This window comes from Sphingobium sp. FW305-3-2-15-F-TSA7 (assembly GCF_058787155.1).
In genome coordinates this window covers 1-26,883 of record NZ_JBYSZM010000041.1, presented here as the reverse complement: position 1 = coordinate 26,883, position 26,883 = coordinate 1, and the positions used below count along the sequence as shown (strand labels likewise).

Below are 26,883 nucleotides of genomic sequence, written 5' to 3'. Positions count from 1 at the left end.
GGCGTCAGCCCCGCCGCAGCGGAAACATGGCGCGCAGTGCGGGATCGCGCAGCCACAGGCCGCCCCACATGAACAGCCCCAGATAGATGCTGAAAAATATGTGGCTGAACAGCGGGCTGCCGGCGCGGACCTGCGTCGCCATGGCGCCGCCCAACAGCCCCATCATCAGCACTGCACCGAAGATACTCGTGCGCGGCACCAGATAGAGGATCAGGCAGGCCAGTTCGATCAGGCCGATCATGAAAGCATAGCCGGGCGGCCAGCCGAGTGCGGCCATGGTCTCCTCAGCCACTGGCATGCCGAGCAGCTTGGGCGTCACCGAAGCGCCGATCATGAACAGCGCGAACAGGCCGGTCAGCGTCCAGCCGGTCCACAGCATCGCACCGCCATTGCGGGTTTGCGCTTTTTCGGTCGCAGCGTTCATGGCTGGCCCGGCGTCCAGCCCGCGGCCGGAACGGTGTTGATCATCCAGGGGGTTCCGAACCGGTCGGTCAGCATGCCGAAAGCGGGCGACCAGAAGGTCGGGCCGAACGGCATCGTCGCGCTGCCGCCCTCGGCGAGTGCGTCGAACACGCGCTGCGCTTCGGCCGCGTCCTCGCTGTGATAGGAGACGCTGAAGCCGCCCATATCCTGCGCATAATGGGCGGGCGCATCGCAGCCCATGATCGCCTGGTCACCGATCTGCAGCCATGCATGCATGATCAGGCCGCGGTCGTCCTCGCCGATCGGCACGCCTTCCGGCACGTCGTCAAAGGTGAGCATCGCGGTGATCTCCCCGCGCAGCACATCGGCATAATGCGCGAAGGCTTCGCGGCAATTGCCCTTGAAGACGAGATTGTTGATCAGCTTCATCGGCGGTCCTCCTTCTCATTGATCGATAAGGCCAGCCAGCGATCGAAGCGTTCGAAACTACTGGTCCAGCCATGATGATGTCCGGTCAGGCTCTGTGCGGACTTGAGCCCTTCATGCGTGAAGTCCATGCGCGTGCGCCCGTCGGGCAATTCGGCGAGCGCGATAGTGACGAGCGTGTCGACGGGCGGGCCGTCCTCATGATCGCCTTCCCATTTGAAAGTGAAGACCAGCCGTGCGGGCGGATCGATCTCGCGATAGGTGCCGCGCTGCCACAGCAGCGCACCCGTTTCCGGCGATTTGAGACAGGCGCTCCAGGCACCGCCGACGCGCAGATCCTGCTCGGCGTGGATGGCGGGAAACTCGACGGGACCCAGCCATGCGACCAGCATCTCCGCCTTGGTCCAGGCAAGCCAGATCAGGTCGCGCGGCGCGTCGAATTCTCGGACGAGGTGAAGCGTCTCGCGAGAGGATATCCCGTCAGCTTGGCCGGACATCGCGGTCTCCCGACTGGATGCGTTTCAGATAGGCGTCGAGCCGGTCGAAGCTCGCGTCCCAGAAACGGCGATATTGATCGAGCCAGTCGCTGACGGGTTTCATCGCCATCGGCTCCAGCCGGGCGGGGCGCCATTGCGCCGCCTTGCCGCGACTGATCAACCCCGACCGCTCGAGCACCTTCAGATGCTTGGAGATCGCGGGCAGGCTCATCTCGAACGGTGCGGCGAGATCGTTCACCGACGCCTCGCCTTCGCTCAGCCGCGCCAGGATGGCGCGACGGGTGGGGTCGGCAAGTGCTGCGAAGGTTGCACTGAGTGGGTCGGTCTGCATGGCGGTATTTGTATTTAACCGATAAGTTAAATTCAAGCCAAATCGCGAGACGTCGCATCATGCGGGCCGGCCGCATGCTGAATGTTCACCGGGTCCGGTTAGGCCCGGATGGCGTGAATTTATCTTGAAGTGCGCATGCGTCGGCGAAGCGTGCCGTTAGAAACGGCTATGCTTCAGGGGGTGACGCTGAGCGAATCCAGCACGCGGACGGCGATAGGGTCGAGCGCCGCGGCGCGGGACACGGGGTAGCGGACCATGACGCTCGCCATCGCGCCTTTGGAGGTCTTGAGCAGACGGATACGGATGCGGTCGCCCTCGGCGGTCGCGGCGCCGCGATATTCGCGCTCGCCGACCATGGCCCCCTCGACCTCGGTCGTGCCGTCGCGCAGTGCCTCGATCGCCTGCTGGAAATCGGCGTCGCCTTCATTGTCGGCGCCATAGGCGCGCATATCCGCGTCGGTCGCCTTGTCTTCGAAGATGCTGCCGTCTTCGTTGGCGGCGGCGCTCAATTGCGCCCAGCCCTCGGGGATCATGACCGAGAAGCCGTATTTGCGATTGGCATAGGTGCCGACGGGCTCGTCCGGTTCGCCTTCCAGTGCCACCGGCTCGCTGTCCACCGGGGTCACTTTTTGTGCGGCTTCGGCATTGTCATTGCCGGTGGCCGCCCGGTCGCACGCCGCCAGGCCGATCACGGCCGCCAACGCGCAAATATATGAAAGTCCCCGATCCCGCATGGCCGATTTTCTGACACGCCGAATCCGTAACGGTCAATTGGCTGGATCGACGATTCTGCGGAGAAATGGCGAAAATCTGAACCGATCCGGTCAGGATCGCCGCCGGCTTATGCGGCGTCGCCGATCCCGAGTTCGCCGAGCTTGCGGTACAATGTCGACCGGCCGATGCCGAGGCGGCGGGCCACTTCGGTCATGCGGCCGCGATAATGGCCGATCGCCAGGCGAATGACATCGGCCTCGATCTCCTCGAGCGGGCGAAGATTGCCGTCGGCGCGGTAGAGGGCGACGCCGGCGCCGTCCGCCGCGGCAGTCAGGCGGTTGCCCGGCATGCGCTCGGCAAGCGGGCGCGGGTCGGCGGCCTGTCGGGCGATCTCCGGGAAATCCGAGCGGGTGAGTGCGTCGCCATCGCACAGCACAGCGGCGCGGAACAATGCGTTCTGGAGTTGGCGGACATTGCCCGGCCAGTCATAGGACATCAGCAGCGCTTGTCCCTCATCGGTGATGCCCAGGCTGCGCAGGCCCGGCTGTTGCGCGATGCGCGTCAGCATGTGGCGGGCGAGTGCCGGAATATCCTCGCGGCGCTCGCGCAGCGGCGGGATGGTCACCTGGACGACGTTGAGCCGGTAGTAAAGATCCTCGCGGAAGCGGCCGGCCGCGACCTCGTCGATCAGAGTCTTGTTGGTCGCGGCGATCACGCGCACGTCGACATCGGCGACCGCGCGGCCGCCGATCGGCTGGATCTCGCCCGACTGGAGCACGCGCAGCAATTTGACCTGCGCGTCGAGCGGCAATTCGCCGACCTCGTCGAGGAACAATGTGCCGCCATCGGCTTCCTGGAACTTGCCGCTATGGCGCTCGAACGCGCCGGTAAAGGCGCCACGCTCATGCCCGAACAGAGCGGATTCCACGAGATTGCCGGGAATCGCGCCGCAATTGACCGCCACCATGCGCTTGCGCGCGCGGGGCGAGGCGGCGTGGATCGCTTCGGCGACCACTTCCTTGCCGACGCCGCTTTCACCCTCGATCAGCACGGGAACGCGTGCCCGTGCCGCCTTGGCGGCAATGGCGAGCGCGGCCCGGAAATCGGGGGCCGAGCCGACGATTTCGGCAAAGGCGAGCGGCTGGCTGATCTTTTCGGTCAGCGGGCGCAGTTCGCCCGCCGATGCTCCGGCACCGACCGCCGCATCGAGCGCGGCGAGCAGCCGGTCGGGCGCGATCGGCTTGACCAGGAAATCGGTGGCGCCTGCGCGCATCGCCTCGACCGCGGTCGAGACCGAGGTGACTGCGGTGAGCATCAATATCGGAAGGGCGGGCCGGCGCGTGCGAATCTCGGCGATCAGATCGCCTGCGTCACCATCGGGGACCCAATGATCGAGCAGGATCGCATCGAGCATCATGCCGTCCTGCGTGCCGAGCATCGCGATCGCGGTTTCGGTGTCGCCCGCGAAAATGGTCCGCCAACCCGCGCGCGACGCCAGCGCCGCGACCAGGCGGCGCTGTGCCGGCTCGTCGTCGATCAGCATCAGCACACGTATCCCGTTCGGCGTCATTCCTGCTCCATCCGTCCCGTATGGGGACGTTATGGCATGGAGGTGGTAAAGGCCGCCTTAAAGCGAGGCGGTGAATCGCGCTCATTGGATTCTTTGAATCGAGTCCGGATTCCGTTCGGATTTGCGTGCGTTCCGTCGTGCGCGACCCTGCGCCCGAGCGCTTGCACGCGCCGGGGCTTGAGGCGGCCGGCTTTGCTGGCTAAGGACCCCGCGAGGCTTTGATCATGGCAGGGGACATAAGAATGGCCGACGGTGGCGATATGAAGGCGCATCAGCAGACCTATGACGGGTTCATCGGGCTGTTCAAATGGGGCACGGTTGCGAGCGCACTCGTCGTCGCGCTCGTCATCTATCTCCTCGCAAGCTGACGCTGCGCACATGAAGATCGCGGTCCTTAAGGAGGACGCGGCCGGTGAGCGTCGTGTTTCGGCGACACCGGAAACGGTGAAGAAATTCATCGCACTTGGCGCCACCCTGGCCGTCGAATCGGGCGCGGGGGCGGATGCCTCGATCGCCGATGCCGATTATGCGGCAGCGGGTGCGAGCGTCGGCACGCGTGCCGCGGCACTCAAGGACGCCGACATATTGCTCGGCGTTCAGGGCCCGTCACCCGCGAGCCTGAAGGGCGCGAAGGCCGGGGCCTGGCTGGTCGCGGGCCTCAATCCGTTCGGAGAGCGCGCGCGAGTCGACGATTATGCCAAGGCCGGTGTCGAGGCGCTGGCGATGGAATTCATGCCGCGCATCACGCGTGCGCAGTCGATGGACATCCTCTCCAGCCAGTCGAACCTGTCGGGCTACAAGGCGGTGCTCGACGCGGCGGGCGAATATGGCCGCGCCTTTCCGATGATGATGACCGCGGCGGGCACGGTTTCGGCCGCCAAGTTGTTCGTCATGGGTGTCGGCGTTGCCGGGCTGCAGGCGATCGCGACCGGCCGGCGCCTCGGCGCGCAGGTTTCGGCGACCGATGTGCGGTCTGCGACCAAGGAGCAGATCCTGTCGCTCGGCGCCAAGCCGATCTTCGTCGAGAATGTCGCGGGCATCGAGGGCGAAGGGTCGGGCGGCTACGCGACCGAGATGTCGGAGGAATATCAGAAGGCGCAGGCCGAACTGGTTTCCGCGCATATCGCCAAGCAGGACATCGTGATCACCACCGCGCTGATTCCGGGGCGCGCCGCGCCGCGGCTGATCAGCGACGCGCAGATTGCGACGATGCGGCCCGGCAGCGTGATCGTCGATCTCGCGGTCGAACAGGGCGGCAATGTCGAGGGGGCGGTTGCAGGCGAAGTCGTCGTGAAGCACGGCGTCAAGATCGTCGGCCACCGTAACGTGCCGAGCCGGCTCGCCGCTGACACGTCGGCGCTGTTCTCGCGCAACCTGTTCAACTTCCTCAGCGCCTTCTGGGACAAGGAGGCGGGGCGGCCTGTTCTTCCGGACGACGACGAGATCACCCAGGCGATCCGACTGACCAAGGATGGCAAGGTCGTCAACGCCAGGTTGCTGGGTTAGTCATTCTAAGGCCGTTCGTGTCGAGCGAAGTCGAGACACGCTGCGCAAGGTCCCTCGACTTCGCTCGGGACCAACGGGGGTAGGAACTATGGACTTCATTTCGATCCTGTCGATCTTCGTGATGGCGTGCTTCGTCGGCTATTATGTCGTCTGGTCGGTCACGCCGGCACTGCACACGCCACTGATGGCGGTGACCAACGCGATTTCCTCCGTCATCATCGTCGGTGCGCTGATCGCATCGGCGGCGCTCGGTTCGGCCAGCGCGACCTGGCTGGGGCTGCTCGGAGTGGTGCTCGCGAGCATCAACATCTTCGGGGGCTTCGCGGTGACCGCACGCATGCTCGCCATGTACAAGAAGAAGGAGCGCTGACGCCATGCACGAGGCTGCTCCCGTAAACCCCTGGGTCGCGCTCGCCTATCTGGTGGCCGGCATCTGTTTCATCCTGGCGCTGCGCGGACTTTCCAGCCCCGCGAGCAGCCGGCGCGGCAACCGTTTCGGCATGTTCGGCATGGCGCTGGCGGTGGTCACCACCCTGGTGACGCACATTCCGGGCATGTCGCTTTCCGGCGAAGGCGATTTCGCTGTCGACTGGCAAGCCTTCGGACTGGTGCTCGGTGCGATCGCGCTCGGTGCTGTCATCGGCATCACCACGGCGCGCAAGATCGCGATGACCGCGATGCCGCAGCTCGTCGCCGCTTTCCACTCGCTGGTCGGCCTGGCCGCCGTGCTCGTGGCGGCGGCCGCCTATCTCAATCCGGAAGCGTTCCACATCGTCGATGCGGCGGGTGAGATCTTCGCGGTCAGCCGTGTCGAGATGGGCCTGGGCGTCGCGATCGGCGCGATCACCTTTTCGGGATCGGTCATCGCCTTCCTGAAGTTGAACGGCAACATGTCGGGCGCGCCCATTATGCTGCCGGCGCGGCATGTCATCAATCTCGGCACGCTTGCCGCGATCCTGGGTCTGATCGCCTATTTCGTGACCGACCAGAGCCCATGGGTGTTCTGGACCGTGACCGGCTTAGCCTTCCTGATCGGTTTCCTGCTGATCATTCCGATCGGCGGCGCGGACATGCCCGTCGTCGTCTCGATGCTCAACAGCTATTCGGGCTGGGCGGCCGCGGCGATGGGTTTCACGCTGGGCAACAGCGCGATGATCATCACCGGCGCGCTGGTCGGCTCGTCGGGTGCGATCCTCTCCTACATCATGTGCAAGGCGATGAACCGCAGCTTCATCTCGGTGATCGCGGGCGGCTTCGGCGCGGCGCCGGAGGCGGGCGGTGGTGCCGCCAAGGTTGACCGCCCCTGGAAGCGAGGCTCAGCCGAGGATGCCGCATTCCTGATGGGCCAGGCCGAACAGGTGATCATCGTTCCGGGTTACGGCATGGCTGTTGCCCAGGCGCAGCACGCGCTGCGCGAGATGGGCGACATGCTCAAGGCGCAGGGCGTGCGCGTGAAATATGCGATCCACCCGGTCGCAGGCCGCATGCCCGGCCATATGAACGTGCTGCTGGCCGAAGCCAACGTGCCCTATGACGAGGTGTTCGAGCTGGAGGACATCAACTCCGAGTTCGCGCAGACCGACGTCGCTTTCGTCATCGGCGCCAACGACGTGACCAACCCGGCGGCAAAGACCGACAAGACCTCACCGATCTACGGCATGCCCGTGCTCGATGTGGAAAAGGCCAAGACCGTGCTGTTCGTGAAGCGCTCAATGGGCGGTGTCGGCTATGCCGGCGTCGACAATGACGTCTTCTACATGGACAATACCATGATGCTTCTCGCCGACGCCAAGAAGATGGTCGAGGAAATCGTCAAGGCGCTTGGCCACTAGCGACCTTTTGTCATTCCCGCGCATGCGGGAATGACATTGAGGTGGATCAGCCGTCCTTGGGCTTCGCGAAGCCGGCAATCGCCTGCTTGAAATAGTCCGACTGGTTCACGAGCGGAATAAGGTCGAGTTCGCGTTGCAGCACGTGCTCCAGCGAATGGGCACCCTCGGCATAGACCGCCTTGGTCAAGGCCACGCTGAGCGGCGCGAGTGCGGCGAATGCCCGGGCGGTGACCATCGCAGCCGCCATTGCGCCGCCGGGCGGGCAGACCTCATCGGCGAGTCCCTTGGCGACCGCCGCATCCCCGGCGATTTCGTTCGGCGCCATCAGGAGCCGTTTCGCCGCAATGGGGCCGACGCGCTGCTGAAGGCTCCACATGATACCGAGATCGCCGACCAGCCCGAGACGGGCAAAGGCGGTGACCAGTCGCGCATTTTCGGCGACGACCAGGTGATCGCAGGCCAGCGCGATCGAAAGGCCACCGCCCGCCGCGATCCCCTCGACAGCGGCGACGATCGGTTTGGGGCCGGCCGCGATCGCACGGATCAGGCCGTGCACCTCCTTCATATTCTCGCGCGTGGCATTGATCGATGGAGGCGGCATATTCGGATCGACGCGCGAAAGGTCCGCGCCCGAACAGAAATGCGCGCCTTCGCCGGCGAGGATGATCGCCCGGCAGCCATCGTCCCTGGACATGGCGACGAGATGGCTGGTGAGCGATCGCCGCATTTCGGGGGTGAAGGCGTTGCGTCGTGCGGGATTGGACAGCGTCAGCACGGCGATCGCGCCATCGCGGACGAGCGTGACGGAAGGTTCGATGTCCGTCATGGCCTCAACCTGCCTTCAGCACGCGCAGCGCATTGTCGCGCAGGAATTTGGGCCAGACTTCGTCGCGCAGGGGCACGCCGGGCAGTTCGCCGAAGCTGCGCTCCAACGACAGGCCGGAGGGGTAGTAACCGGCATAGATCACCTTGTCGGCGCCGCGCGTATTGGCATAGTCGATGATGGCCTTGGGGAAATATTTCGGCGCAAAGGCGCTCGTCGAATAATAGAGATTGGGCCATTTCAGCAGCAGCTTCACCGCCATGTCCACCCAGGGTTCGGCACCGTGGCGCATCACGAATTTGAGGTCTGGGAAGAACCAGCAGACCTCGTCGATCAGCTCGACATGCTGCGGGGCAAAGGGCATGCGCGGCCCCGGAACGCCGGCATTGACGAAGATCGGCAGGTCGAGCTCGACGCATTTGGCGTAGAGCGGATAGGCGCGCTTGTCGTTGATCGGCACGCCGCATCCACAGGGAAAGAAGCTCGCCGCCGCAATGCCGTGCGTCTCGTACATTTCGGTCAGTCGCGCGAGTTCGGGCATGCCGCCGGCCGGATCGATCATGACATGGCCGAGAAAACGGTCGCGGTGCCGGGTGATCGCTTCGATCGTGACGGGATCGCTGACTCCGATCAGCGCCTTGTCGATTCCGAACCGGTCCATTTCGCGCAGCGTGTCGCCGATCGCGTCGGGCCCGCGCTCGACCTGCGGCGGATCCTTGAACAGGAAGCCCGCAGGATGGACGAAGCGCTGGTTGCGGCTGTCGTCGTCGCGCAGCCGGTCGCCGAACTGGTTCGACCAGTCGCGACTGGCATAGGGCAGATCGAGCATCGTATCGATCACGCCGATATTGGTGGGCATCGCCATCGCATCACTCCCGGAAACGGTCGCGCCGCTCCATCGTGACGGTGGGGCGCCGGAAACACCCTGATCCAGCGTGATAAAAGCGCATAATCGATTCTACAGAGGATGATCCTCAGCAAATTTTGATGGTGAAAGCGCGCAACCCCTCATAGCCTGACCCATCATCACAGATCGGCCGCCCGCGACGCAGGACGAAAAGGCCGGCGGCACGGGAGAAGATTTATTCGTATCACGCTCAGGCAACTCGCCGTTTTCGAAGCCATTGCGCGGTGCGGCAGCATCGCCAAGGCGGCGGACGAGATCGCGTTGAGCCAGTCGGCGGCGAGCATGGCGTTGCGCGACCTGGAAGCGCATCTGGGCGTCGATCTGTTCGCGCGCGAGGGCAAAAGGCTGTTGCTGTCCGACTATGGCCGGCAGGTGCAGGCGCGGGCTTCGTCGTTGCTCCGCCAGGCGCAGGAACTCGAGAAGCTTGCCGCCGGCGACGAACTGGTCGGGCGATTGCGGCTGGGGTCCACGCCGGCACTGGCGCATTCGGTGCTGTCCGCCGCATGCGGCCGCTTCACGCTCGAGCATCCCGGTGTCGTCATCGATCTCAGCGTTGCCGCGTCGATCGACGTCATCGCCAGGGTGCATCGCATGTCGCTCGACATCGGCTTTATCGGTTCGCCGACCAACCGGATCGATCTCGACACCCGCGACTGGATCGACGATCGCCTCGCGATGTTCTGCGCGCCGAGCCATCCGTGCGCGCAGCGTGTCGGCGAGAGCCTCACGCAGTTCCTGGCGGAGGACTGGGCTCTCGAAAAGGCGATGTCGAGCGAACGGATCTCGCTCACCATGGAAGCGCTCAAGCATCTGAGCTCGATCCGCATCGTCTTCGAATCCGACAGCATCGACGCGGTCAAGGCCGCGGTGACGGCGGGGGGGATGATCGGCTGCCTATCGCGCCGTACCCTGACCGGCGAATTCGCGCGCGGAGAACTGATCGATCTCGAAGTCTCCGATCTCGACATACCTCGCCGCGCCACGATCATCTGGAAGAAGGACAGCTATCAGGGGCGGCTTCAGAGCACATTCCTCGATTTTATCGGGGAGATCGAAGGATGAGCCTGCCGCCAAAGCCGCTGGCAGGCATCAGGATCGTCGATCTCAGCCGCGTGCTTGCCGGTCCCTGGGCGACGCAGACGCTTGGCGATCTGGGCGCCGAGGTGATCAAGATCGAGCGGCCCGCGCGCGGCGACGACAGTCGCAGCTTTGGGCCTCCCTTTCTGGAGGGGAAGGATGGTGGCTGGACCGGCGCCTCGGCGATGTTCCTGGCCGCCAATCGCGGCAAGCGTTCGATGACGCTCGATCTGGCGCGTGAGGAAGGGCGTGCCGTGTTGCGCGACCTGGTCGGCACCGCCGATGTCCTGGTCGAGAATTTCAAGGTCGGCGCGCTTTCGCGGATGGGGCTCGACGCCGCGACGTTGCGCACCTCCAATCCCGGACTGATCATCTGTTCGATCACCGGATACGGCCAGACCGGCCCCTATGCGCCGCGCGGCGGTTACGACCCCGTGATCCAGGGGCTGTGCGGCCTGATGAGCGTGACAGGCAATCCGCCCGAGATGCCGGGCGGTGGGCCGATGAAGACGGGCCCCAGCCTGGTCGATATCATCACCGGCCTCTACGCCGCTATCGCGATCCAGGCCGCGCTGATCGAGCGGGGCAAGGACGGGCCGGGCGTGGATCTCGACCTGTCCCTGCTCGATTGCGGTGTCGCGGTGATGGCGCAGCAGGCGATGCATTACACGCTGACCGGCACGCCGCCGCGGCCGATCGGCACCGGGGCCAATGGCGGGGTTCCGGGCGGCGGCTATCTCTGTGCCGATGGTCATATCATGATCGCACCGGGCAATGACGAAGGCTATGCGCGGATGTGCGGGGCGATCGGGCGGCCCGATCTGGCGACCGATCCGCGTTTCCGGACCAATCGGGACAGGCTGGCGCACCGCGCGGCCCTGCTCGGCATATTGGAACCGCTCTTCATGACCTGGACGGTCGCCGATCTCCATGCGGCGCTGCTGGCGGCGGATGTGCCGTCCGGGCCGGTCAACGATCTGGCGCAGGTTGAGGCCGATCCGCAGGTCGTCGCGCGCGGGATGTTCGTCGATCTGATGGGGCAGGGCGGGCGGATGGTGCCGCAAGTGGCCGGGCCGGTCGTCTATGATGGATCGAGAGCGACGGCCGCCGCGCCGCCGCCGGCACTCGGGCAGGACACCGACACGCTGCTCGCGGAACTCGGCCGTGTTCCGGCCGAGCGGGATGCGCTGAAGGCGGCGGGGATCATCTGACCCGGCCTTTTGGCGCCGCTAGTTTGATTCATCCGAGTCTAAGCATTCCCCGAGATTGTCATTCCCGCGAAAGCGGGAATCCCGCTTCTTCTTCTTTCTGATGCTTCACGGAATAGTGGGATTCCCGCTTTCGCGGGAATGACAAGATGAGTTGATCGAACTGGATCAAGCTCTAGCAGGGTCTTGAAACGCCTCCTCTCCGCGTCTCCGTGCCTCCGCGTGAGCCCGTCAGGCCGCAGTGAAGGGGTAGAGGGTGACGGCGGCGTCCGGATGCGGCTGGAGAACGACCTTGACCGGCATGCCGATCGCAATCGCAGCGGGTTCGACCTCGATCAGGTTGGTCAGCATCAGCGGCCCCTCGTCCAATTCGACGACCGCAACGACATAGGGCGCGGAAAATGCGGGCGTCGGCGGCCGGTGGACGATGGTGAAGCTGTAGAGGCGTCCGTGCCCGCTCGTCGCGCGCCATGTAAAATGCGGCGAATGGCAGGTCCGGCACAATATCTGCGGCGTCCAGCGCCATGCGCCGCAATCGTCACAGCATTGCAGCCGCAATTCGCCGGCACGCGTTCCTTCCCAAAAGGGTGCCGACAGCGGCGTCGGATGCGGCATCGGGATGGTCGGCGCCATGATCAATCCTTCGCCAGCAGTACGAAACCGTGCCGGCCGTCGGTCATCGGCGCGCAGCCCACTGCCAGCCTGGGATCGGCCACCTTGCGGCACAGGGCCGGGTCATGGGTGTGAATGCCCTCGCGCCATCCCGGGCACAGGTCGGGGGTGTCGCCGCGGAATTGGCGGACGATCTCGATCGGCTTGAAATTATAGGGCACGCCATTGTGACTATAGGCGAGATTGCCGCCGTCGAGCGATCCGGGATGGGCCCCGTCGATCCGCATGGCTTCCGGCGCATAGGCGCCGCCCTCTCCGGGGGCGCAAAAACCCAATGTTTCGAGCTGGATGATTGGCCCATGTGCGAAATGATCGTAACACATGACGATGTCGACATCGTCATGCCGGACCCCGGCGCGCGCAAAACCCTCGATCATGCGCGGGCGGCTCTGCATCATGCCGAGCGACGGCGCCTCGAAATAGCTGTTGGACCGGGTCTCGAACGCACCGCCGAGCACCCAGACCGGCGCCTGGCGGCAGTCGCGCGCGCGTTCGGCCGAGGTGACGACGATGCATGAGGCGCCGTCGTTGACGAGCGAGCACATTGGCTGGGTGAAGGGATCGGCGATCATCCGTGCGGCGAGGATCGCTTCGGCGTCGAGCGCGGGTCGGTCGAAGGCGACGGCTTCGGGATTGAGGCGGCCATGGCGATGCGCGATCGCGGCGACGGCGGCCATCTGTTCGCGGGTCGTGCCGAATTCGTGCATATGGCGCCGGGCGATCAGCGCGAACTGCGCCGGCGTCATCGATCCCGTCCATTCGGTGAATTCATAGGTCGGCCGGGTATAGGTCGCCATCTCCGCGCCCGCCATTTGCGAACTGCCGGCCGGGATCACCACGACCTCGGCCAGCCCGGCGCGGATGGCGGCGCCCGCAAGCAGCACCGCCGGCGCGCCCGATGTCTCGGCGACCAGCGTCATGGGCTGGCCGAACTGATAGGCGATATTGGCGTCGCTCACGCCCTGGCCGTTGCCGGCCGGAAAGCCGAAACCGATATAACCGTCGACATCGCCGATGGTGAGGCCGGCATCGTCCAGCGCCAGGCCGATCGATTCCATCAGCAGCGCGATCGTCGTCCGGCCCGACTTGCGGACCTGCTCGGTGACACCGATGCCGACGATCGCGATATCGCGCGCACCGTTCATCCGGCGACGACCAGCGAGTCGACGGCGACGGCGCGATCGTGCAGCGCGATGACAGGGTTGAGATCGAGCTCGGCCAATCGTGGTCCGGCCGCGAGCCCGAGACCGGCGACCGCAAGCCCCATGGCGACGAGCGCGTCGAGATCGGCGGGTGGACGGCCGCGCGCGCCGGCGAGCAGCGGCGCGATGCGCAGTCCCGCGATCATCTCGCGAATATCCTGCGCATCGACGGGCAAGGGGCGCACGGCGACATCACGCAGGATCTCGGCATGGATGCCGCCGGCGCCGATTGTGAGCGCCGGGCCGAGATGCGTGTCATGGGTGAGCCCGATCAGCATCTCGACGCCGCCCGATATCTGCTCCTGGATCAACACGCCCTCGATCCGCGCATCGGGGTTTGCCGCGCGGGCACGCTCGACGATCTGCGTGAAGGCCCCGGCCGCATTTTCCGGCGTATCGATGCCAAGCATGACAAGGCCGAGATCCGATCGGTGCGGGAAATCGGGCGACGACAATTTCACGACGACCGGAAAGCGCATTTCCGCCGCTGTTGACGCCGCCGCATCGGCGGATGATGCGAGGGCCTGGCGTGCCAGAACCACCCCGGCGTCGTCGAGCAGCGCGGCGGTCGCCGCATCATCGACGATGCCCGTGGTCCCGAGCGCGCCGATGTCGAGCCTGGGGCTGTGGGATGGGCGATCGCGAAAATGCCGGCGGGATTCGCGATAGGCGGAGAAGGCCTTGAGCGCACGGAACGCCTTGTCGAGTGAACGGAAGATCGGCACGCCAGAGGCGACGAGATCGGCATAGCCCGCACCTTCGGTGAGGACCGAACTCCACACCGCGATGACCGGCTTCTTCGCGCCGCGTTCGACCCAGGCGCGGACGTCGGCCGCCATATTGTCGGACAACATGCCGAACGCCGCGTTGAAGCCGACGATGATGACGTCGACCGAAGGGTCTTCGGCGATGATGTCGAACACCGCGCGACGATCGTCCGCCGCTGCGTTCATCGTGAACTGGCCGCCATTGTCGATCGGATTGGCAAAGGAGACATAGCCGGGCAGCAGCCGGCCAAGCCGTTCGCATGTCGCATCGCTCAGCGGCGGCACGTCCACGTCATAGCGTCCCGCGATCTCGGCCATCAGCGTCGCGGTGCCGCCGGAAACCGAATAAAGCGCCGCACCCGGACCGGTATCGGCCGGCAGCTTGGCGAAGAGATTGGCGGTCTCCAGCAATTCGTCGAGATCGCGCACGCGGGTGACGCCATGCTGGTCGAACAGGCCCTGGACGATCGCGTCGTTGCCGGAGAGATGCCCGGTATGCGACGCAGCCATCCGCGCGCCGCGCTCGCTCTCGCCGATCTTGAGCATGACCACCGGCTTGTCCGCGCGATTGGCTGCTTCGAGCGCGGCGCGCAGGCGCGGGAGCGACTTGAAGCCCTCGACATAGCCCGCGATCACGCGGGCGGGATCGTCGGCGGTGAAATGGCCGATCACATCGGCAATCTCGATATCGACTTCGTTGCCGACGGTGATCCAGCGGCTGAATGCGGCGCCCATGGCGATGCCTTCGACGATCGGGCGGCCCATCGCGCCGCTCTGCGTCACCAGGCCGATCAGCCCGCCGCGATGCCCCTCGGGCACGGCGAAGCGCTCGAACATATTATCCGCGGTGTTGGGGCCGATGACGCGCGCTCCGGTCTCGGCGATCGCGGCGGCGAGCGCGGCCTCGTGAGTCGCGCCTTCGGGGCCGGTTTCAGAAAAGCCCGCGCTGAAGATGACGATGCTGCGGATGCCGTGCGCGGCGCAGTCGCGCACGACCTGCGGAACATTGGCAGGGCCGACGCGCAGCAGCGCCACGCCGAACGCCTCCGGTACCTCGCCGATCGTGCGATAGACAGGGATGCCGGCGATTTCGCCGCCCTTCGGATTGACGAAGCACAGTTTCGCATCGGGGCCGTAGCGGGCGATCAGGTGCGCCACGCCGGCATCGCTGTCGACGCGGCCGATGATCGCGATGCCGCGGCCGGGGATGAAGAATTGGCGCAGATCGGCCCTGCTGCGAGCCAGCGAAGCGCCTGGAGTTTCATAGGTCATACGGTTGCTTCACGCCCCCTGGCGCGGGTTGCCATGATACAGGCGCTGATCGCCAGCAGCCCCGCGAGGGAGGCGAGCGCGAACAGGCTGGTCGAAGCGGGTTCATCGGGAAAGGCGAGGTGCAGGGCGGTCGGCCCGAGAAACGGGCCGGCATAATAGACGCCCTTGACCAGCCCGGTGTTGCGCGCGCGATCGGCATCGCTGCTGAGCGATGCGACGAGCGAGAAGATCGTCGGCCCGACCAGCCCGCCGCCAAGGCCGATCATCACCATGCCGGCCGCGATCACGGTGATCGTCAGCGCGAAACCGACGATGGTCAGGCCGAACCCCCAAAAGCCGAAGGCGAGAAGGAACAGCACGGCGTTGGGTGCGAAGCGGCGGAGTTCGCCGAAGGCGAAGCTGCTCAGGACCGAAAAACCGACGGTGATCGAGAACATCGCGCCTGCGATCGCCGAGCTGCGCACGCCGATCTCGACGAGACGGAAGGGTTCGAAGACGGGGATGCTGAAAGTGATCGAACCCGCGAGCACCGCGACGAGCGCGATCCCGAGCACGGGACGGATCGACGAGGGCGGTTTCGTCCGGTCACTGGTCGCCTGATGCACCGTCGCCAGATCGGGGCTGATGAGCGCGAGCGCGAGAAAGGGCAGCGCGATCAGGTGGACGAGAAACGCCATGCGCCATCCGCCAAGATCGCCGAGCAATCCCGAGAGCGGTACGAGCATCGCCAGCAATGCCGCACCGAGGCCGTGGATCGCGCCGATCCGCCGTTCGCGCGCGCGCCCTTCATAGAGCGTGCCGATCAGCGAAATCGCGAGCGCAACGATCACCGCCGCGGCGGCACCGACGAACAGCCGGGTCGCGACGATGCCGGGCAGGGTGGGCAGGAACATGCCGGTCAGTCCAGCCACTGCGAACAGGGCATAGCAGCCGGCCAGCAGCTTGCGCGGGCCGAAGCGCCGGACAAGCATGCCGCTGAGCGGCGAGGCGATGATCATCGCGATGCCGACCACCATGACCGTGGCCTTGGTCATGAACGCGGCATCGCCGGCCCCGCCAAATGCCTGCTGGATCTTGGGCAGCACCGGCGAGAGCGCGCTCATCGCCAATGGTGCGAACATGCCGGAGCCGAGCAACAATGCCTCGGTCGACCAATGTGCGCGCCTGTCAGTCATCCTCACCTCACCCGTCTTGCGGTCTCATTCCGGAAACAGAATGGCCGCGTTGTCGATATAGAAGGCCCGCTCGAACGCGGCATCGAGCCGATCCGTCCATTTCCGGAATTTGCCGACCGGATCCTTGCTGCCTTCGATATGCGGATAATCACTCGAAAAAACATAGGTTTCCGCAAGGCCGTAACGATGCACCATCGCTTCCAGATTTTCCGCCCACATCGGTGAGACGCGGACATTGCGGCGGACATATTCGCTCGGCTTCAGCGGATAGGTGATGCCGATCTTGGCCATCAGATCGGCATGCTGGTCCATACGCTCGCACAATGGGCCAAGCCAGCCGGCACCGACCTCGATGATGCCGAGCGCCAGACGCGGAAAGCGCTGGAAGACCCCACCCATCACCATGGTGAGCAGAAAGACCTCTGCGGCCATGTGCGCGACCAGGACGAAATAGGGGCCGATTGCTTCCTCGCCGCCGGCGCGCCCGTCGAAGCTCATCCGCAGCGATTTCGCATAGGCATATTCGCGCGGCGGCAGCATCGGATCGTCGGGGCCACCGCCATTGACCACGCCGCCGGCCGCGATGTGGATCAATGCCGGCACATTGGCCTCTTCGAGCATCGCCCAGAAGGGATCCCAGATATCGTTGGCGGGCGAGACGCCGCCCGGCGGCGACGCGCAAGGCAGGAGCACGCCTTTTGCGCCGAGCTTCAGGACGCGCGCGAGTTCCTGCATCGCCCATGCCGGATCGCCCATATTGATCTGGCACACGACGCGGGCGCGGCCGCCGGCCTTGCGGGTCCAGGCAATGGCGAAATCATTGTAGCGGCGGCATGCCTCGCGCGCGGCGGGCGAATCGACGCGCAGCTCGATCAGCGCGGTGTTGGGAAAGACGAGCTGGGCGGCAATGCCCGTGCGGTCCATCGCCTCCAGCCGGTCGATCGCCTCGGTGGCGCCAAGCGCGCTGATCCCCTTGACCGACCAGACATTGTCGCGATTGCGGGCGCGGGCGGCGACATCGTCCGGCGAGCCGGAGAAGCGCTTGAGGAAATCCATGACGAAGCCGGCACCAACATCGCGGACGATGTCCTCCATCACCTCGGGTTCCATATAGAGATGTGCGTCGCAGTCGAGCAGCGAGCCTTCCAGGCCGCTGCGGGTCAAGGTTGCGGGGGCGTTCATCGGAGTCCTTCCATCGACGCGCCGGAGGTCGGCGCAGCAGTGCGGACCGAATCATGCATCATCCGATCGCAGGATCATCGACGGTTTTTCCGCAATAGCTCGTCAGAAGTTCCAAGTTTCTGTGGAAAGGGGGGCTGGCTAGTTTCCATGCCCATGACGTGTGCACGCATCCGGCGAACAGGATGCGGCGGCGTGGTGACATGTGGGAAACGGTCGATTCCCGATCGTGATGCATGGGGGAGGAAGACGATGACCAAAACAGCCCTGCTCATATCGGTTGGCCTGTCGATTCTCGTGCCGGGACAGCTTGCCGCCCAGTCCACGGAGCCCGCGCCGGACGTGGCAGCCGCGGCGGACGACCAGGCCGCGCTCGATGGCGAGATCGTCGTGACCGCGCAAAGGCGTTCGGAATCGTTGCAGAATGTGCCGATCTCGATCACCGCGCTGACCGCCGACCAGCTCGCTTCCGCCGGGGTTGCCTCTACCCAGGATCTGACACTCGCGACGCCGGGCCTGCTCTGGGCGAAATCGAGCAATAATTCGCAGCCGACGATCCGCGGCATCGGCAGCCGCAATGCGAGCGCCGGCGACGAGCCGAATGTCGCGACCTTCATCGACGGTGTCTACCAGCCAGAACAGGCGACAACGGCGCAGGAACTGTCGAATGTCGAGCGGATCGAGGTGCTCAAGGGGCCACAGGGCACGCTGTTCGGCCGCAACGCGACGGGTGGCGCGATCAACATCGTCACCAAGAAGCCGAGCTTCGAGACCACGGGCGATGCGAGCCTGACCTATGGCCGCTATGATTATCTCAAGGGGACCGCCTATCTGAGCGGGCCAATCGTCGCCGACACGCTGGCGGCCAGCGTCGCTGCGACCGGGCTGCGCGACGACGGCTATATCCACAATATCTATCTCGATACGCGCCAGGGCCAGCGCAAGGCGGCGATCATTCGCGCGAAGCTGCTCTTCGTGCCCAGCGACAATGTCGAGATCCAGCTCAACGGGCTTTACAATTACAGCTGGGACAACGTCACCTATTCGGGCCAGCCGCTCGCCGGCAATTCGCAAGCGCGCCGCGCCACGGCGGCCCAGAACCCGCAGAATCTGCCGATCGATATCCGGGTGCCGACCGAAGCCTATACGAGCTCGACATCGACGGTCCCCTATTTCCGGCTCAACCAGTATCTCGTCGACGGCCATGTCTCGGTCGATCTGGGCGGTGCGGTGTTGAGCGGTCTCGCATCCTGGTCGGAGACCCATGGTTTCTCGCACTCGGTTACCGATATCTCGCCGCTCAGCCTGTCGATCAACGATTTCCGGCAGCGCGGCCGCGCCTATAATCAAGAGATCACGCTCACCAGCGACACCGATGGCCGGCTGTCCTGGCTGGTCGGCGCGACCGGATTCCAGAGCCGCACGCTCTACGATCCGCTGACGAGCATTTCGCCCACCACGACCACGCGACTCGTCTATGGACAAAAATCGAAGGCGATCGCCGGCTTCGCCGAGGCGACATACGAGGCGATCGACCACCTCTTCCTGACCGCCGGCATCCGTTACAGCTGGGATCAGAAGCAATCCTATAATCGTCCCCTCGCGACAGGCGTGGTGACGCAGGGCAAGGCAAGCTGGAAGGACTGGTCCCCGCGCGCGGTGGTCCGCTATGAATTCGGCCGTGGATCGAATGTCTATGCGTCCTACACACAGGGCTACAAGGCCGGCACCTTCAACGCGACGACGATCAACGGGACGCTCATTCCCGCCAATCCGGAACGGATCGAGGCATTCGAGATCGGGGTGAAGACGCAGCCGGCGCCGGGCATCACCGTGAACGCCGCTGCCTTCCACTATAATTACACCGATCTTCAGGTGAGCCTGGTCACCACCGTCAACAACCAGATCGCAACATTGCTCCAGAACGCGCCCAAGGCAGAGGTCGACGGTTTCGAAATGGACGTGAGCGCGCGCGTCACCGAAGGGTTGCGCCTTAATGCGGGGCTGTCGCTGCTGCGCCCCCGGATCGTCGACTTCGTCAATGCCTCGGTCAATATTCCGATCTTCGTCGGCGGGCTGCCCGCTGGCAATTCGACGGCCGGGCCGGTCGATGTCTCGGGCAACGACCTGATCCGCGCACCGCGCTGGACGCTCAATTTCGGCGCGAACTACGACACGCCCTTTGCTGGCGGGACGCTGACGTTCAACGCATCGGCCTTTTTCAGCGGCCGTTACTTCGTCGAACTCACCAATCGCGTGAAGCAGCCCGCTTATGAGGTCGTCAATGCGTCGGTGGCCTGGCGTTCGCCCGACGATCATTGGCGCCTGTCGGTGTTCGGCCAGAATCTGACCAACCAGAAATATTATGCCGGCGCGATCATCACCAATTTCGCCGACAATATCTCCTATCAGAAGCCGCGCTGGTTCGGCGTGTCGGCGGGATATTCGTTTTAGGGTCGATAAAGAGGGTGGCATTGGCGGTCCTGGTGCCGTGCACCAGCGCCGTCACATGTCCGTCACCGTCCGTCGCGATGATGCTGCGTCACTGCAGGAAAGATCGCATGCACAGCACATCCGACCAGACCCCTTCGCTCGAACTCGACCGGATCAAGGCGGAGATCGCCGACAGCTTCGACGAGGAGCTGGAGATGGAGATCGACGAGAGCCGGCTGGAAGCGCTGCTCGACGATCTGTCCGATCATCCCGATCGCGAACAGATCGAACGGCGCGTCTATTTCCGCGAATTGTTCCGATTGCAGCATGAACTGGTGCGATTGCAGGACTGGGTTCAGCACAAGGGGCTGAAAGTCGTCGTGATCTTCGAAGGCCGCGATTCGGCGGGGAAGGGCGGCGCGATCAAGCGCATCACCCAGCGGCTCAATCCCCGCGTCTGTCGTGTGGCGGCGCTCCCCGCGCCCAACGAACGCGAGCGCAGCCAATGGTATTTCCAGCGTTATGCAGCGCATCTGCCCGCCGCGGGGGAAATCGTGCTGTTCGATCGCAGCTGGTACAATCGCGCCGGCGTCGAGCGTGTGATGGGGTTCTGCACGGAGGACGAATATGAGGAGTTTTTCCGTTCGGTGCCCGAATTCGAACGAATGCTGGTGCGATCGGGCATCGTCCTGCTGAAATACTGGTTCTCGATCACCGATGAGGAACAGCAATTCCGCTTCAACATGCGGATTCACGATCCGCTGAAGCAATGGAAGCTTTCCCCGATGGACGTGGAATCGCGTCGCCGCTGGGAGGATTATACCCGCGCCAAGGAAACCATGCTCGAACGGACGCATATCGCCGAGGCGCCATGGTGGGTGGTCGAGGCGGTGGACAAGAAGCGGGCACGGCTCAACTGCATCGCGCATCTGCTCGACCAGATCCCTTATGACGATGTGCCGAAACCCCTGGTCACGCTGCCGGCGCGTATGCGGCACGACGATTATATCCGGCACCCGGTGCCGGCCGGGATGTATGTGCCGGATCGTTATCCGATCGAGTAAGGGGATTTGAGCTTGGGGCACTCGAATGAGCTTCGATTCAAGCCACTATATCTCACTAAATTATCGACCTGCACTGTCATTCCCGCGCACGCGGGAATCCAGATTCTTCTTGAAACTTCGCGGAAAAGCTGGATTCCCGCGTGCGCGGGAATGACAAGATAGAGTTACTTCAACCGGGGCAGGCGGCCGCCGCTCAGATGATCTGCGAGAACAGCATATAGAGCCCGCCGGCGAGCAGGATCGAGATGGGCAGCGTCAGCACCCAGGCCATCAGCATGTTGCGGATCGTGCTCATCTGCAGGCCCGATCCATTCGCCGCCATCGTACCCGCGACGCCGGACGACAGGACATGGGTGGTCGAGACAGGCAGGCCGAGCATGTCGGCGCTGGCGATGGTGCCCATCGCGACCAGCTCCGCCGAGGCGCCCTGCGCATAGGTCAGGTGGGATTTGCCGATCTTTTCGCCGACGGTGACGACGATCCGTTTCCAGCCGACCATCGTCCCCAGGCCGAGCGCGAAGGCGACCGCGATCTTCACCCAGGTCGGGATGAAACGCGTGCCCGCGTCGAGCGATGCCTTGTAGGTGGACAGCGTCTTCGCTCCTGCTTCGGGCACGACGGGTGTCTTCTCCTTGCCCAGCCGCTTGATCGCTTCGGATGCGAGATACATGTCGTTGCGGATATTGCCGACCGCGGCGGCCGGGATCCGGGTGAACGAGCCATGGTCCATCACCTGCTTGTCGACATCCCCGATCAGCGTGGCGAGCGCGGGAACGGTGTCGGGGCTCAGCGTCTTTTCGGAAATATAGCGGGTCACGACCTGGCGTGCCTCCGCCGGCGCGGCTGCGTCGGCGGGGCGGCCGCCGAGTACGGCGGCAGCGGCGACCGAATTACTGTGGAATTCTGCGGTATAGTGCGCCGGTACCGCGCGATTGAGCGCATAGGCGGTCGGCACTGTGCCGATCAGGATCAGCATGATCAGGCCCATGCCCTTCTGACCGTCATTCGATCCGTGCGCAAAGCTGACGCCGGTGCAGGTGAAGATCAGCAGCGCACGGATCCACAGCGGCGGCGGCACGCCATCCTTGGGTTCCTGATACAGCGCCGCATTGCGGATCAGCAATTTCATCGCGAGGAAGAGCAGGGCGGCCACGCCGAAGCCGATCAGCGGCGAGAGCATCAGCGCCTGGCCGATCTCGGTCGCCTTGGTCCAGTCGACGCCCGACGTGCCGCTCTTGCCGTGCAGCAACGCATTGGCGACGCCGACACCGATGATCGAACCGATCAGCGTGTGTGAACTGGACGAGGGGATACCCAGCCACCAGGTCGCCAGATTCCAGACGATCGCCGCGATGAGCAGCGCGAACACCATGGCGAAACCGGCATTGGAGCCGACCTGGAGGATCAGTTCGACCGGCAGCAAAGAGACGATACCGAACGCCACTGCACCGGTGGACAGCAGCACGCCGAGGAAATTGAAGAAGCCCGACCAGACCACCGCGACGTTTGCGGGCATCGCATTGGTGTAGATCACCGTCGCGACCGCATTGGCGGTGTCGTGAAAGCCGTTCACGAACTCGAAACCCAGCGCGATCAGCAGCGCGACGAACAACAGGATGAACGGCAGATAGGCGGTGGCATGTACGCCGACCGCGCTGGCATCGGCATAGATGCTGTATGCGACATAGGCGAGCGCGGCGACGATCGCTGCGCCGAATCCGATATTGCCGATCTGGCCCAGGCCCTTGTCGAGATCGGGCCGTGCGATATGTCCGTCCGCGGTCGTGCTAGCGTTCATCTTGCCGTGTCCTCTGGTCGAGATCACAGCCCTAGGCGGCTTGTGTGACAGCTGCGTGGCGGCCAAGGGCGCCCACCATTTCGGGCGATTGATGCGACAGATTGATCCGGAACGGAGCGGGCGGCTTCAACCCATGTCGTTTTGGACTAAATGTTCGGCATGAAACGGCACGATCATCCGGCGGGGCAGCCCCGCGCATATTCCGCGGCGGAGGGGATGGCCTGGCTTTCCTCGGCACGTGCGCCGCTGGCGCGCGCGCTCAGCCTCAGCCAGATGCTCGATTTCGGCGGCGATCTGGCGCCGCGCATTGTCGACGCGCTTACCGAACTAGACGCGCTCGAGCGGCGATTGCGTGAGCATGGACTGTGATTGCGTGAAGCAATATATCCGGATCGGATGAAACGAACGCAGCTGGGGTGAAACGGTCAATCGCACCAAAGCGGCTGTGAATTGCGAGATGGGTGGAACCAGGCGCCCCGGGGGGCGACAGGAGGATGACGTGAGTGACGGGGGAGCTGGCTCGGCCGCGTATGGGGCACGAGCCGATGTGCTGATCCTAGGCGAGAATGCGCTGGCCGTCGCGATTGCGCAGGCGGCGGCGCAAGGCATCGGCCATCATGCGACCGGGCCGCTCGACCATGCTGCCGGACTGGCGCTGATCGAGGACGGCAATGTCCCGCGCTGGATCGTGCTTGCGCTTGATCCAGCCGATGGGGTCGCGCTCGACCCCCTCCTCGCGGCGATCGAGCGTGCGGCGCAGACCGGGCGTTGCAAAGGGCTGGTGACACTGCCCCTGGCCATGATCGATCGTGTCATTCCCGTCATCACGCACCCGGCGATCGAACTGCTCTGTGATCCAACGCCGATCGAGCTCGCTGCGGCGCTTGCGCTCCAGACGATGCCGTCGCGGCGCGCGGCGGACCTGTCGAGCGACGATACGCGCCGGCTGCGCGACCTGAGCGAGGAAGTGGGGCGGATCGCGCGGGCGCTTGCCTCATTGTCGGAGGAGACCCAGGTCGGCCAGGGATTGCGCGAACGTCAGCGCAGCTATGAGGCCGAACAGCCGACGCTCGAAGATGGCGCGGTGACGGCGGACGATGTCCGTCGCCTGATTCGGGCTCGGCGGCTGCGCGCACGCTTTTTCGATGGTGAACTGTTTGCCGATCCGGCGTGGGACATGCTGCTCGACCTTGCCGCCGCCCGGCTGGAGGGGGCTTCGGTCGCCGTATCCAGCCTGTGCATCGCCGCCGCCGTGCCGCCCACCACGGCATTGCGCTGGATCCGGATGATGAGCGATCAGGGATTGTTCGTGCGGACGGCCGATCCGATGGACGGCCGCCGCGTGTTCATCGAACTGTCCGATCGGGTCGCCCGGGCGATGAACGGATATTTCGCGGCCGTGCGCGAAGCGGGCCTGCTATCGTAGGACGGATAGCGATGGCGGAATTCCCTGGTGGGCGCTGACGGGCTCGAACCGCCGACCCTCTCGGTGTAAACGAGATGCTCTACCAACTGAGCTAAGCGCCCGGGGCCATCCCCATGACAGCAAGGTGACGATCGGGCAAGTCATTGACGCCGATTGCCTCTGCTTCGGTTCACACCTTGTCGGCGTAGAGCAATCGTCCAGGCCCGAGCATTCCCAGGACCTGTGGCAGCATATGGGGCGCGACCGCGAAGCAGCCTTCGCTGCGTCCGAGCTTGCCCCAGGTGGCGATCTGATTCTCGCTCACATAATCGGCGCCGTGGATCACGATCGCCCGCGATTCGGCATTGTTGTTGCGCGGATCCAGCCCGATCAGCCGCATCGCGGCGCCGTGGATGCCATGATAGATTTCGCCCGTCTTGTACGCGCCGTCCGATGTCGCGAGCGATCCGGGTTCGTTGGAGAAACTCCGGAGCCAGCCCGAATGCTCGGGATCCGACCCGCGACCATGGGCGACCAGATAGGAATTGGCCTGGCCGCTGATCAGATCGACGATGTGGAAGCGCAGTGCGCGCGACGCCATGCTGAAATCGGCGATGGCGATGCGATCGCGCAGCGCGAAGGTGCCGGCATGGCTGTCCAGCGTCGCGCGCGCGCGTTCGAGCAGCCGCGCATAGGGCTTGTCGAGCGGCGCCGGCGTGCGCGCCGATGGCGGCGCCCATGACGATAGCGGCGCGGGCTCCGTGCCCTTGGCGACGGTGGGATCTTCGGGTTCGGCGCGCGTGACCGACGGCGGCAGGACGGCAATGCCCAGCCCGGTCAGCGCCAGCCTTGAAAAAGTGCGGCGGTCCATGGGCCTGTTATACCGCCAAATTCCGCCTTCGCCAATTCCCGCCCCGTCGGCGATGCGCCGGGGCGGGGCTGGTCAGAGCCGATCGGTGCGCGCGGGAGGCGCCGGGCTATCGTTGCGCGGCGGCGCCCTCGTTCGCGACCGGCGCTTCGCTATCGTTGCGCGGCAGGCGGGCAGTCAGGCCGGTGGCGTCGGCATCGTCGCGCATCTGCTCGTCGTCGGTGAAGGCCGGCGGCGGCACGGCGGGTGCCACTTCGTTCACGACATTCTCGGGCGGCAGCGTTTCGTTCACCGGCGCCAGATCCTCGGGCACCTCGACGACATTATTCTCGACCGCCGGGGCTTCGGGCTCCTTGCTGCCGCAGGCGGCGAGCGAAAGCGTGGCCGCGGCGGCGGTCAGCAACAGGACGATACGCATGATTATTTCCCCTTGGATGCAACGGCAATGGTCGCCGCACGGCGGCTGGATGCTTCGATCTTTCCGGCCAGCAGCTTGTCCCAGCCATAGGGATCGGCGCGGAAATTCATCGTGCCGTTGCCGCTGGCGAACGCGGTCCAGTAAAGCAGGTAGACCGCGACCTGCTTGGGCAACTGGACACGCTGCGTCTTGCCCGTGTCGATCGTGGCCTGGATCTGCCCGCCGAACTTCGGATCGTCCTTCATCATCAGCTCGGCGAGCGGAATCGGCTTTTCGAGCCGGACGCAGCCATGGCTCGCCAGCCGGTCATAGCTGGAGAATTTCGCGCGCGACGGCGTGTCATGCAGATAGACGGCGAACGGATTGTCGAAATCGAACTTGAGCTGTCCAAGTGCGCTGTTGGGCCCGGCGGGCTGGACGATGCGCTCACCCGTCTGTGGGGTGCCGACGATCTTGTAGCCCTGGCGGATCAGCGCAGCACGGCCCTTGGGCCATAATTCGCGCTTGGCGATCGAACTCGGCACATTCCAGGGCGGATTGAGCACGATCGAATGGATGCTGGAGACGAGCATCGGCGTCTCGTTGCCCGGACTGCCGGTGACGGCGCGCATCGACGCGACGGGGGCGTCGCCCTCGAACACCGTCAGCACCGCTGCGGCGATATTCACCTGGACGCGATTGACCGGCAGTTCGCGCGGCAGCCAGCGCCAACGCTCCATATTGGCCATGATCGCGGCGATCCGATCCTCGACCGGCACGTTGAGCGCCGCCAGCGTCCGCGCGTCGAGCTGGCCGGTGGGGTTGAGGCCGTAGCGCCGCTGAGCGCGCTGGATCGCGTCGGCGAGTTTCTCGGTCGCGGTGACGCCCTTGTCCTCGATCGTCAGCCGCGCACGGACCGCGGTCGGCGCGGAGGCGGCGACCAGCTTCGGCCAGCCGCCGGCGTCGCGAATCTTCTCGTAATTGGCCAGGCCAGCCTTCAGCCCTTCATAGCCGGCATAGGGCGGGGTGAGATCGCTCGCCCATTGCGGCAGGCGATCGGCCGCGACTGCGGCGGCAAAGGCAGGCAGGGGATCATAGGCGGCCGGGCGCAGCGCCCAGATCTCGAGGAAGTCGCCGGTGTCGACGCGCCCGACATGCAGTGCGCGCGCGCGATCGAGCGCGGCACGGACCAGTGCGTCCCCGCTCAGCGTCTGACGCTGCATCGTGCCCGCGGTCAGCCCATGATCGGCGCCATCGTCGAGCCATGATGTCAACCAGGCGGATTGCGCCGGCGACAGGGTCGGCAGGGGCATCGCAGGTATGACGGGCACTGCGAC

At 65.0% G+C, this 26,883-nt stretch carries 27 protein-coding genes and 1 tRNA gene; 10 read left to right on the top strand and 18 right to left on the bottom strand.

The window, feature by feature from the left end:
* Positions 1 to 4: 4 nt before the first annotated feature.
* The 6 genes from AC3WN8_RS25655 to AC3WN8_RS25630 form a co-directional block, all read right to left on the bottom strand.
* Entirely contained in the window at positions 5 to 424 is a 420-nt protein-coding gene (locus AC3WN8_RS25655) for a DoxX family protein (protein WP_492672347.1), read from the bottom strand.
* Positions 421 to 852: a VOC family protein gene (locus AC3WN8_RS25650; protein ID WP_492672346.1), complete on the bottom strand. Its 432-nt coding sequence runs from the start codon at positions 850 to 852 to the stop codon at positions 421 to 423. The genes AC3WN8_RS25655 and AC3WN8_RS25650 overlap by 4 nt, the downstream gene beginning before the upstream one ends.
* Complete coding sequence (locus AC3WN8_RS25645) at positions 849 to 1,346, bottom strand: SRPBCC family protein (protein WP_492672345.1); 498 nt, start codon at positions 1,344 to 1,346, stop codon at positions 849 to 851. The genes AC3WN8_RS25650 and AC3WN8_RS25645 overlap by 4 nt, the downstream gene beginning before the upstream one ends.
* A complete protein-coding gene (locus AC3WN8_RS25640) occupies positions 1,330 to 1,677 on the bottom strand; it encodes an ArsR/SmtB family transcription factor (RefSeq protein ID WP_492672344.1) in 348 nt (115 codons plus the stop codon). Before AC3WN8_RS25640 ends, AC3WN8_RS25645 begins: the two co-directional genes overlap by 17 nt.
* Positions 1,678 to 1,850: 173 nt before the next feature.
* Positions 1,851 to 2,411 (bottom strand): hypothetical protein, encoded by a 561-nt coding sequence (locus AC3WN8_RS25635; protein ID WP_492672343.1) that lies wholly within the window; start codon positions 2,409 to 2,411, stop codon positions 1,851 to 1,853.
* Positions 2,412 to 2,518: 107 nt separating this feature from the next.
* Positions 2,519 to 3,961, bottom strand: a complete 1,443-nt coding sequence (locus AC3WN8_RS25630) for a sigma-54-dependent transcriptional regulator (RefSeq protein WP_492672342.1) — start codon at positions 3,959 to 3,961, stop codon at positions 2,519 to 2,521.
* A 242-nt stretch (positions 3,962 to 4,203) separates the two neighbouring features.
* Between AC3WN8_RS25630 and AC3WN8_RS25625 the strand changes: the two genes are divergently transcribed.
* The 4 genes from AC3WN8_RS25625 (at position 4,204) to AC3WN8_RS25610 (ending at position 7,299) form a co-directional block, all read left to right on the top strand.
* Positions 4,204 to 4,329: an aa3-type cytochrome c oxidase subunit IV gene (locus tag AC3WN8_RS25625; RefSeq protein ID WP_492672341.1), complete on the top strand. Its 126-nt coding sequence runs from the start codon at positions 4,204 to 4,206 to the stop codon at positions 4,327 to 4,329.
* Between the two features lie 10 nt (positions 4,330 to 4,339).
* Complete coding sequence (locus AC3WN8_RS25620) at positions 4,340 to 5,467, top strand: NAD(P) transhydrogenase subunit alpha (RefSeq protein WP_492672340.1); 1,128 nt, start codon at positions 4,340 to 4,342, stop codon at positions 5,465 to 5,467.
* A gap of 88 nt (positions 5,468 to 5,555) precedes the next feature.
* Complete coding sequence (locus AC3WN8_RS25615; RefSeq protein ID WP_492672339.1) at positions 5,556 to 5,837, top strand: proton-translocating transhydrogenase family protein; 282 nt, start codon at positions 5,556 to 5,558, stop codon at positions 5,835 to 5,837.
* A gap of 4 nt (positions 5,838 to 5,841) precedes the next feature.
* On the top strand, positions 5,842 to 7,299 hold the full coding sequence (locus tag AC3WN8_RS25610; RefSeq protein WP_492672338.1) for an NAD(P)(+) transhydrogenase (Re/Si-specific) subunit beta: 1,458 nt from the start codon (positions 5,842 to 5,844) through the stop codon (positions 7,297 to 7,299).
* 46 nt (positions 7,300 to 7,345) lie between these two features.
* On the opposite strand, the gene AC3WN8_RS25605 is transcribed toward AC3WN8_RS25610, so the two are convergent.
* Both AC3WN8_RS25605 and AC3WN8_RS25600 read right to left on the bottom strand, forming a co-directional pair.
* The gene (locus tag AC3WN8_RS25605) at positions 7,346 to 8,125 is read right to left on the bottom strand and encodes an enoyl-CoA hydratase/isomerase family protein (protein WP_492672337.1); all 780 of its coding nucleotides are present in this window, start codon (positions 8,123 to 8,125) and stop codon (positions 7,346 to 7,348) included.
* A 4-nt stretch (positions 8,126 to 8,129) separates the two neighbouring features.
* Positions 8,130 to 8,987: an amidohydrolase family protein gene (locus AC3WN8_RS25600; RefSeq protein WP_492672336.1), complete on the bottom strand. Its 858-nt coding sequence runs from the start codon at positions 8,985 to 8,987 to the stop codon at positions 8,130 to 8,132.
* Positions 8,988 to 9,137: 150 nt separating this feature from the next.
* Here AC3WN8_RS25600 and AC3WN8_RS25595 point away from each other — a divergent pair, with 150 nt between their 5' ends.
* Together AC3WN8_RS25595 and AC3WN8_RS25590 are read left to right on the top strand one after the other, a co-directional pair.
* On the top strand, positions 9,138 to 10,091 hold the full coding sequence (locus tag AC3WN8_RS25595) for a LysR substrate-binding domain-containing protein (RefSeq protein WP_492672394.1): 954 nt from the start codon (positions 9,138 to 9,140) through the stop codon (positions 10,089 to 10,091).
* The gene (locus AC3WN8_RS25590; protein ID WP_492672335.1) at positions 10,088 to 11,317 is read left to right on the top strand and encodes a CaiB/BaiF CoA transferase family protein; all 1,230 of its coding nucleotides are present in this window, start codon (positions 10,088 to 10,090) and stop codon (positions 11,315 to 11,317) included. Before AC3WN8_RS25595 ends, AC3WN8_RS25590 begins: the two co-directional genes overlap by 4 nt.
* A gap of 228 nt (positions 11,318 to 11,545) precedes the next feature.
* Here AC3WN8_RS25590 and AC3WN8_RS25585 read toward each other — a convergent pair whose 3' ends face one another.
* Genes AC3WN8_RS25585 through AC3WN8_RS25565 form a run of 5 tightly spaced genes read right to left on the bottom strand, consistent with a single transcriptional unit; the run spans position 11,546 to position 17,584 of the window.
* On the bottom strand, positions 11,546 to 11,947 hold the full coding sequence (locus tag AC3WN8_RS25585; RefSeq protein ID WP_492672334.1) for a Zn-ribbon domain-containing OB-fold protein: 402 nt from the start codon (positions 11,945 to 11,947) through the stop codon (positions 11,546 to 11,548).
* A 2-nt stretch (positions 11,948 to 11,949) separates the two neighbouring features.
* The gene (locus AC3WN8_RS25580) at positions 11,950 to 13,131 is read right to left on the bottom strand and encodes a thiolase family protein (RefSeq protein ID WP_492672333.1); all 1,182 of its coding nucleotides are present in this window, start codon (positions 13,129 to 13,131) and stop codon (positions 11,950 to 11,952) included.
* Positions 13,128 to 15,227 carry an acetate--CoA ligase family protein gene (locus tag AC3WN8_RS25575; RefSeq protein WP_492672332.1) on the bottom strand — a complete coding sequence of 700 codons (2,100 nt, stop codon included), beginning with the start codon at positions 15,225 to 15,227 and terminating at the stop codon, positions 13,128 to 13,130. Before AC3WN8_RS25575 ends, AC3WN8_RS25580 begins: the two co-directional genes overlap by 4 nt.
* Positions 15,224 to 16,402: an MFS transporter gene (locus tag AC3WN8_RS25570; protein WP_492672331.1), complete on the bottom strand. Its 1,179-nt coding sequence runs from the start codon at positions 16,400 to 16,402 to the stop codon at positions 15,224 to 15,226. Before AC3WN8_RS25570 ends, AC3WN8_RS25575 begins: the two co-directional genes overlap by 4 nt.
* 24 nt (positions 16,403 to 16,426) lie before the next feature.
* Positions 16,427 to 17,584, bottom strand: coding sequence for an amidohydrolase family protein (locus AC3WN8_RS25565; protein WP_492672330.1), 1,158 nt, complete (start codon positions 17,582 to 17,584; stop codon positions 16,427 to 16,429).
* 249 nt (positions 17,585 to 17,833) lie between these two features.
* Between AC3WN8_RS25565 and AC3WN8_RS25560 the strand changes: the two genes are divergently transcribed.
* Together AC3WN8_RS25560 and ppk2 are read left to right on the top strand one after the other, a co-directional pair.
* Positions 17,834 to 20,035 carry a TonB-dependent receptor gene (locus AC3WN8_RS25560; RefSeq protein WP_492672329.1) on the top strand — a complete coding sequence of 734 codons (2,202 nt, stop codon included), beginning with the start codon at positions 17,834 to 17,836 and terminating at the stop codon, positions 20,033 to 20,035.
* A gap of 107 nt (positions 20,036 to 20,142) precedes the next feature.
* A complete protein-coding gene (gene ppk2, locus AC3WN8_RS25555; protein WP_492672328.1) occupies positions 20,143 to 21,078 on the top strand; it encodes a polyphosphate kinase 2 in 936 nt (311 codons plus the stop codon).
* 193 nt (positions 21,079 to 21,271) lie between these two features.
* Here the strand turns inward: ppk2 and AC3WN8_RS25550 are convergent, their stop codons facing one another.
* Positions 21,272 to 22,876 (bottom strand): inorganic phosphate transporter, encoded by a 1,605-nt coding sequence (locus AC3WN8_RS25550; RefSeq protein WP_492672327.1) that lies wholly within the window; start codon positions 22,874 to 22,876, stop codon positions 21,272 to 21,274.
* A gap of 216 nt (positions 22,877 to 23,092) precedes the next feature.
* Here AC3WN8_RS25550 and AC3WN8_RS25545 point away from each other — a divergent pair, with 216 nt between their 5' ends.
* Positions 23,093 to 23,245, top strand: coding sequence for a hypothetical protein (locus tag AC3WN8_RS25545; protein ID WP_492672326.1), 153 nt, complete (start codon positions 23,093 to 23,095; stop codon positions 23,243 to 23,245).
* 130 nt (positions 23,246 to 23,375) lie between these two features.
* Positions 23,376 to 24,302 carry a MarR family transcriptional regulator gene (locus AC3WN8_RS25540; protein ID WP_492672325.1) on the top strand — a complete coding sequence of 309 codons (927 nt, stop codon included), beginning with the start codon at positions 23,376 to 23,378 and terminating at the stop codon, positions 24,300 to 24,302.
* Positions 24,303 to 24,327: 25 nt separating this feature from the next.
* Here the strand turns inward: AC3WN8_RS25540 and AC3WN8_RS25535 are convergent.
* The 4 genes from AC3WN8_RS25535 to AC3WN8_RS25520 all read right to left on the bottom strand — a co-directional run.
* Positions 24,328 to 24,403: transfer RNA gene (locus AC3WN8_RS25535), tRNA-Val, on the bottom strand.
* Positions 24,404 to 24,471: 68 nt separating this feature from the next.
* Positions 24,472 to 25,152 carry a murein L,D-transpeptidase catalytic domain family protein gene (locus AC3WN8_RS25530; RefSeq protein WP_492672324.1) on the bottom strand — a complete coding sequence of 227 codons (681 nt, stop codon included), beginning with the start codon at positions 25,150 to 25,152 and terminating at the stop codon, positions 24,472 to 24,474.
* Positions 25,153 to 25,258: 106 nt separating this feature from the next.
* Complete coding sequence (locus AC3WN8_RS25525; RefSeq protein WP_492672323.1) at positions 25,259 to 25,567, bottom strand: hypothetical protein; 309 nt, start codon at positions 25,565 to 25,567, stop codon at positions 25,259 to 25,261.
* Between the two features lie 2 nt (positions 25,568 to 25,569).
* Positions 25,570 to 26,883, bottom strand: a 1,314-nt coding sequence (locus AC3WN8_RS25520; RefSeq protein WP_492672322.1) for a L,D-transpeptidase family protein, incomplete at its 5' end; no start/stop codon positions are given.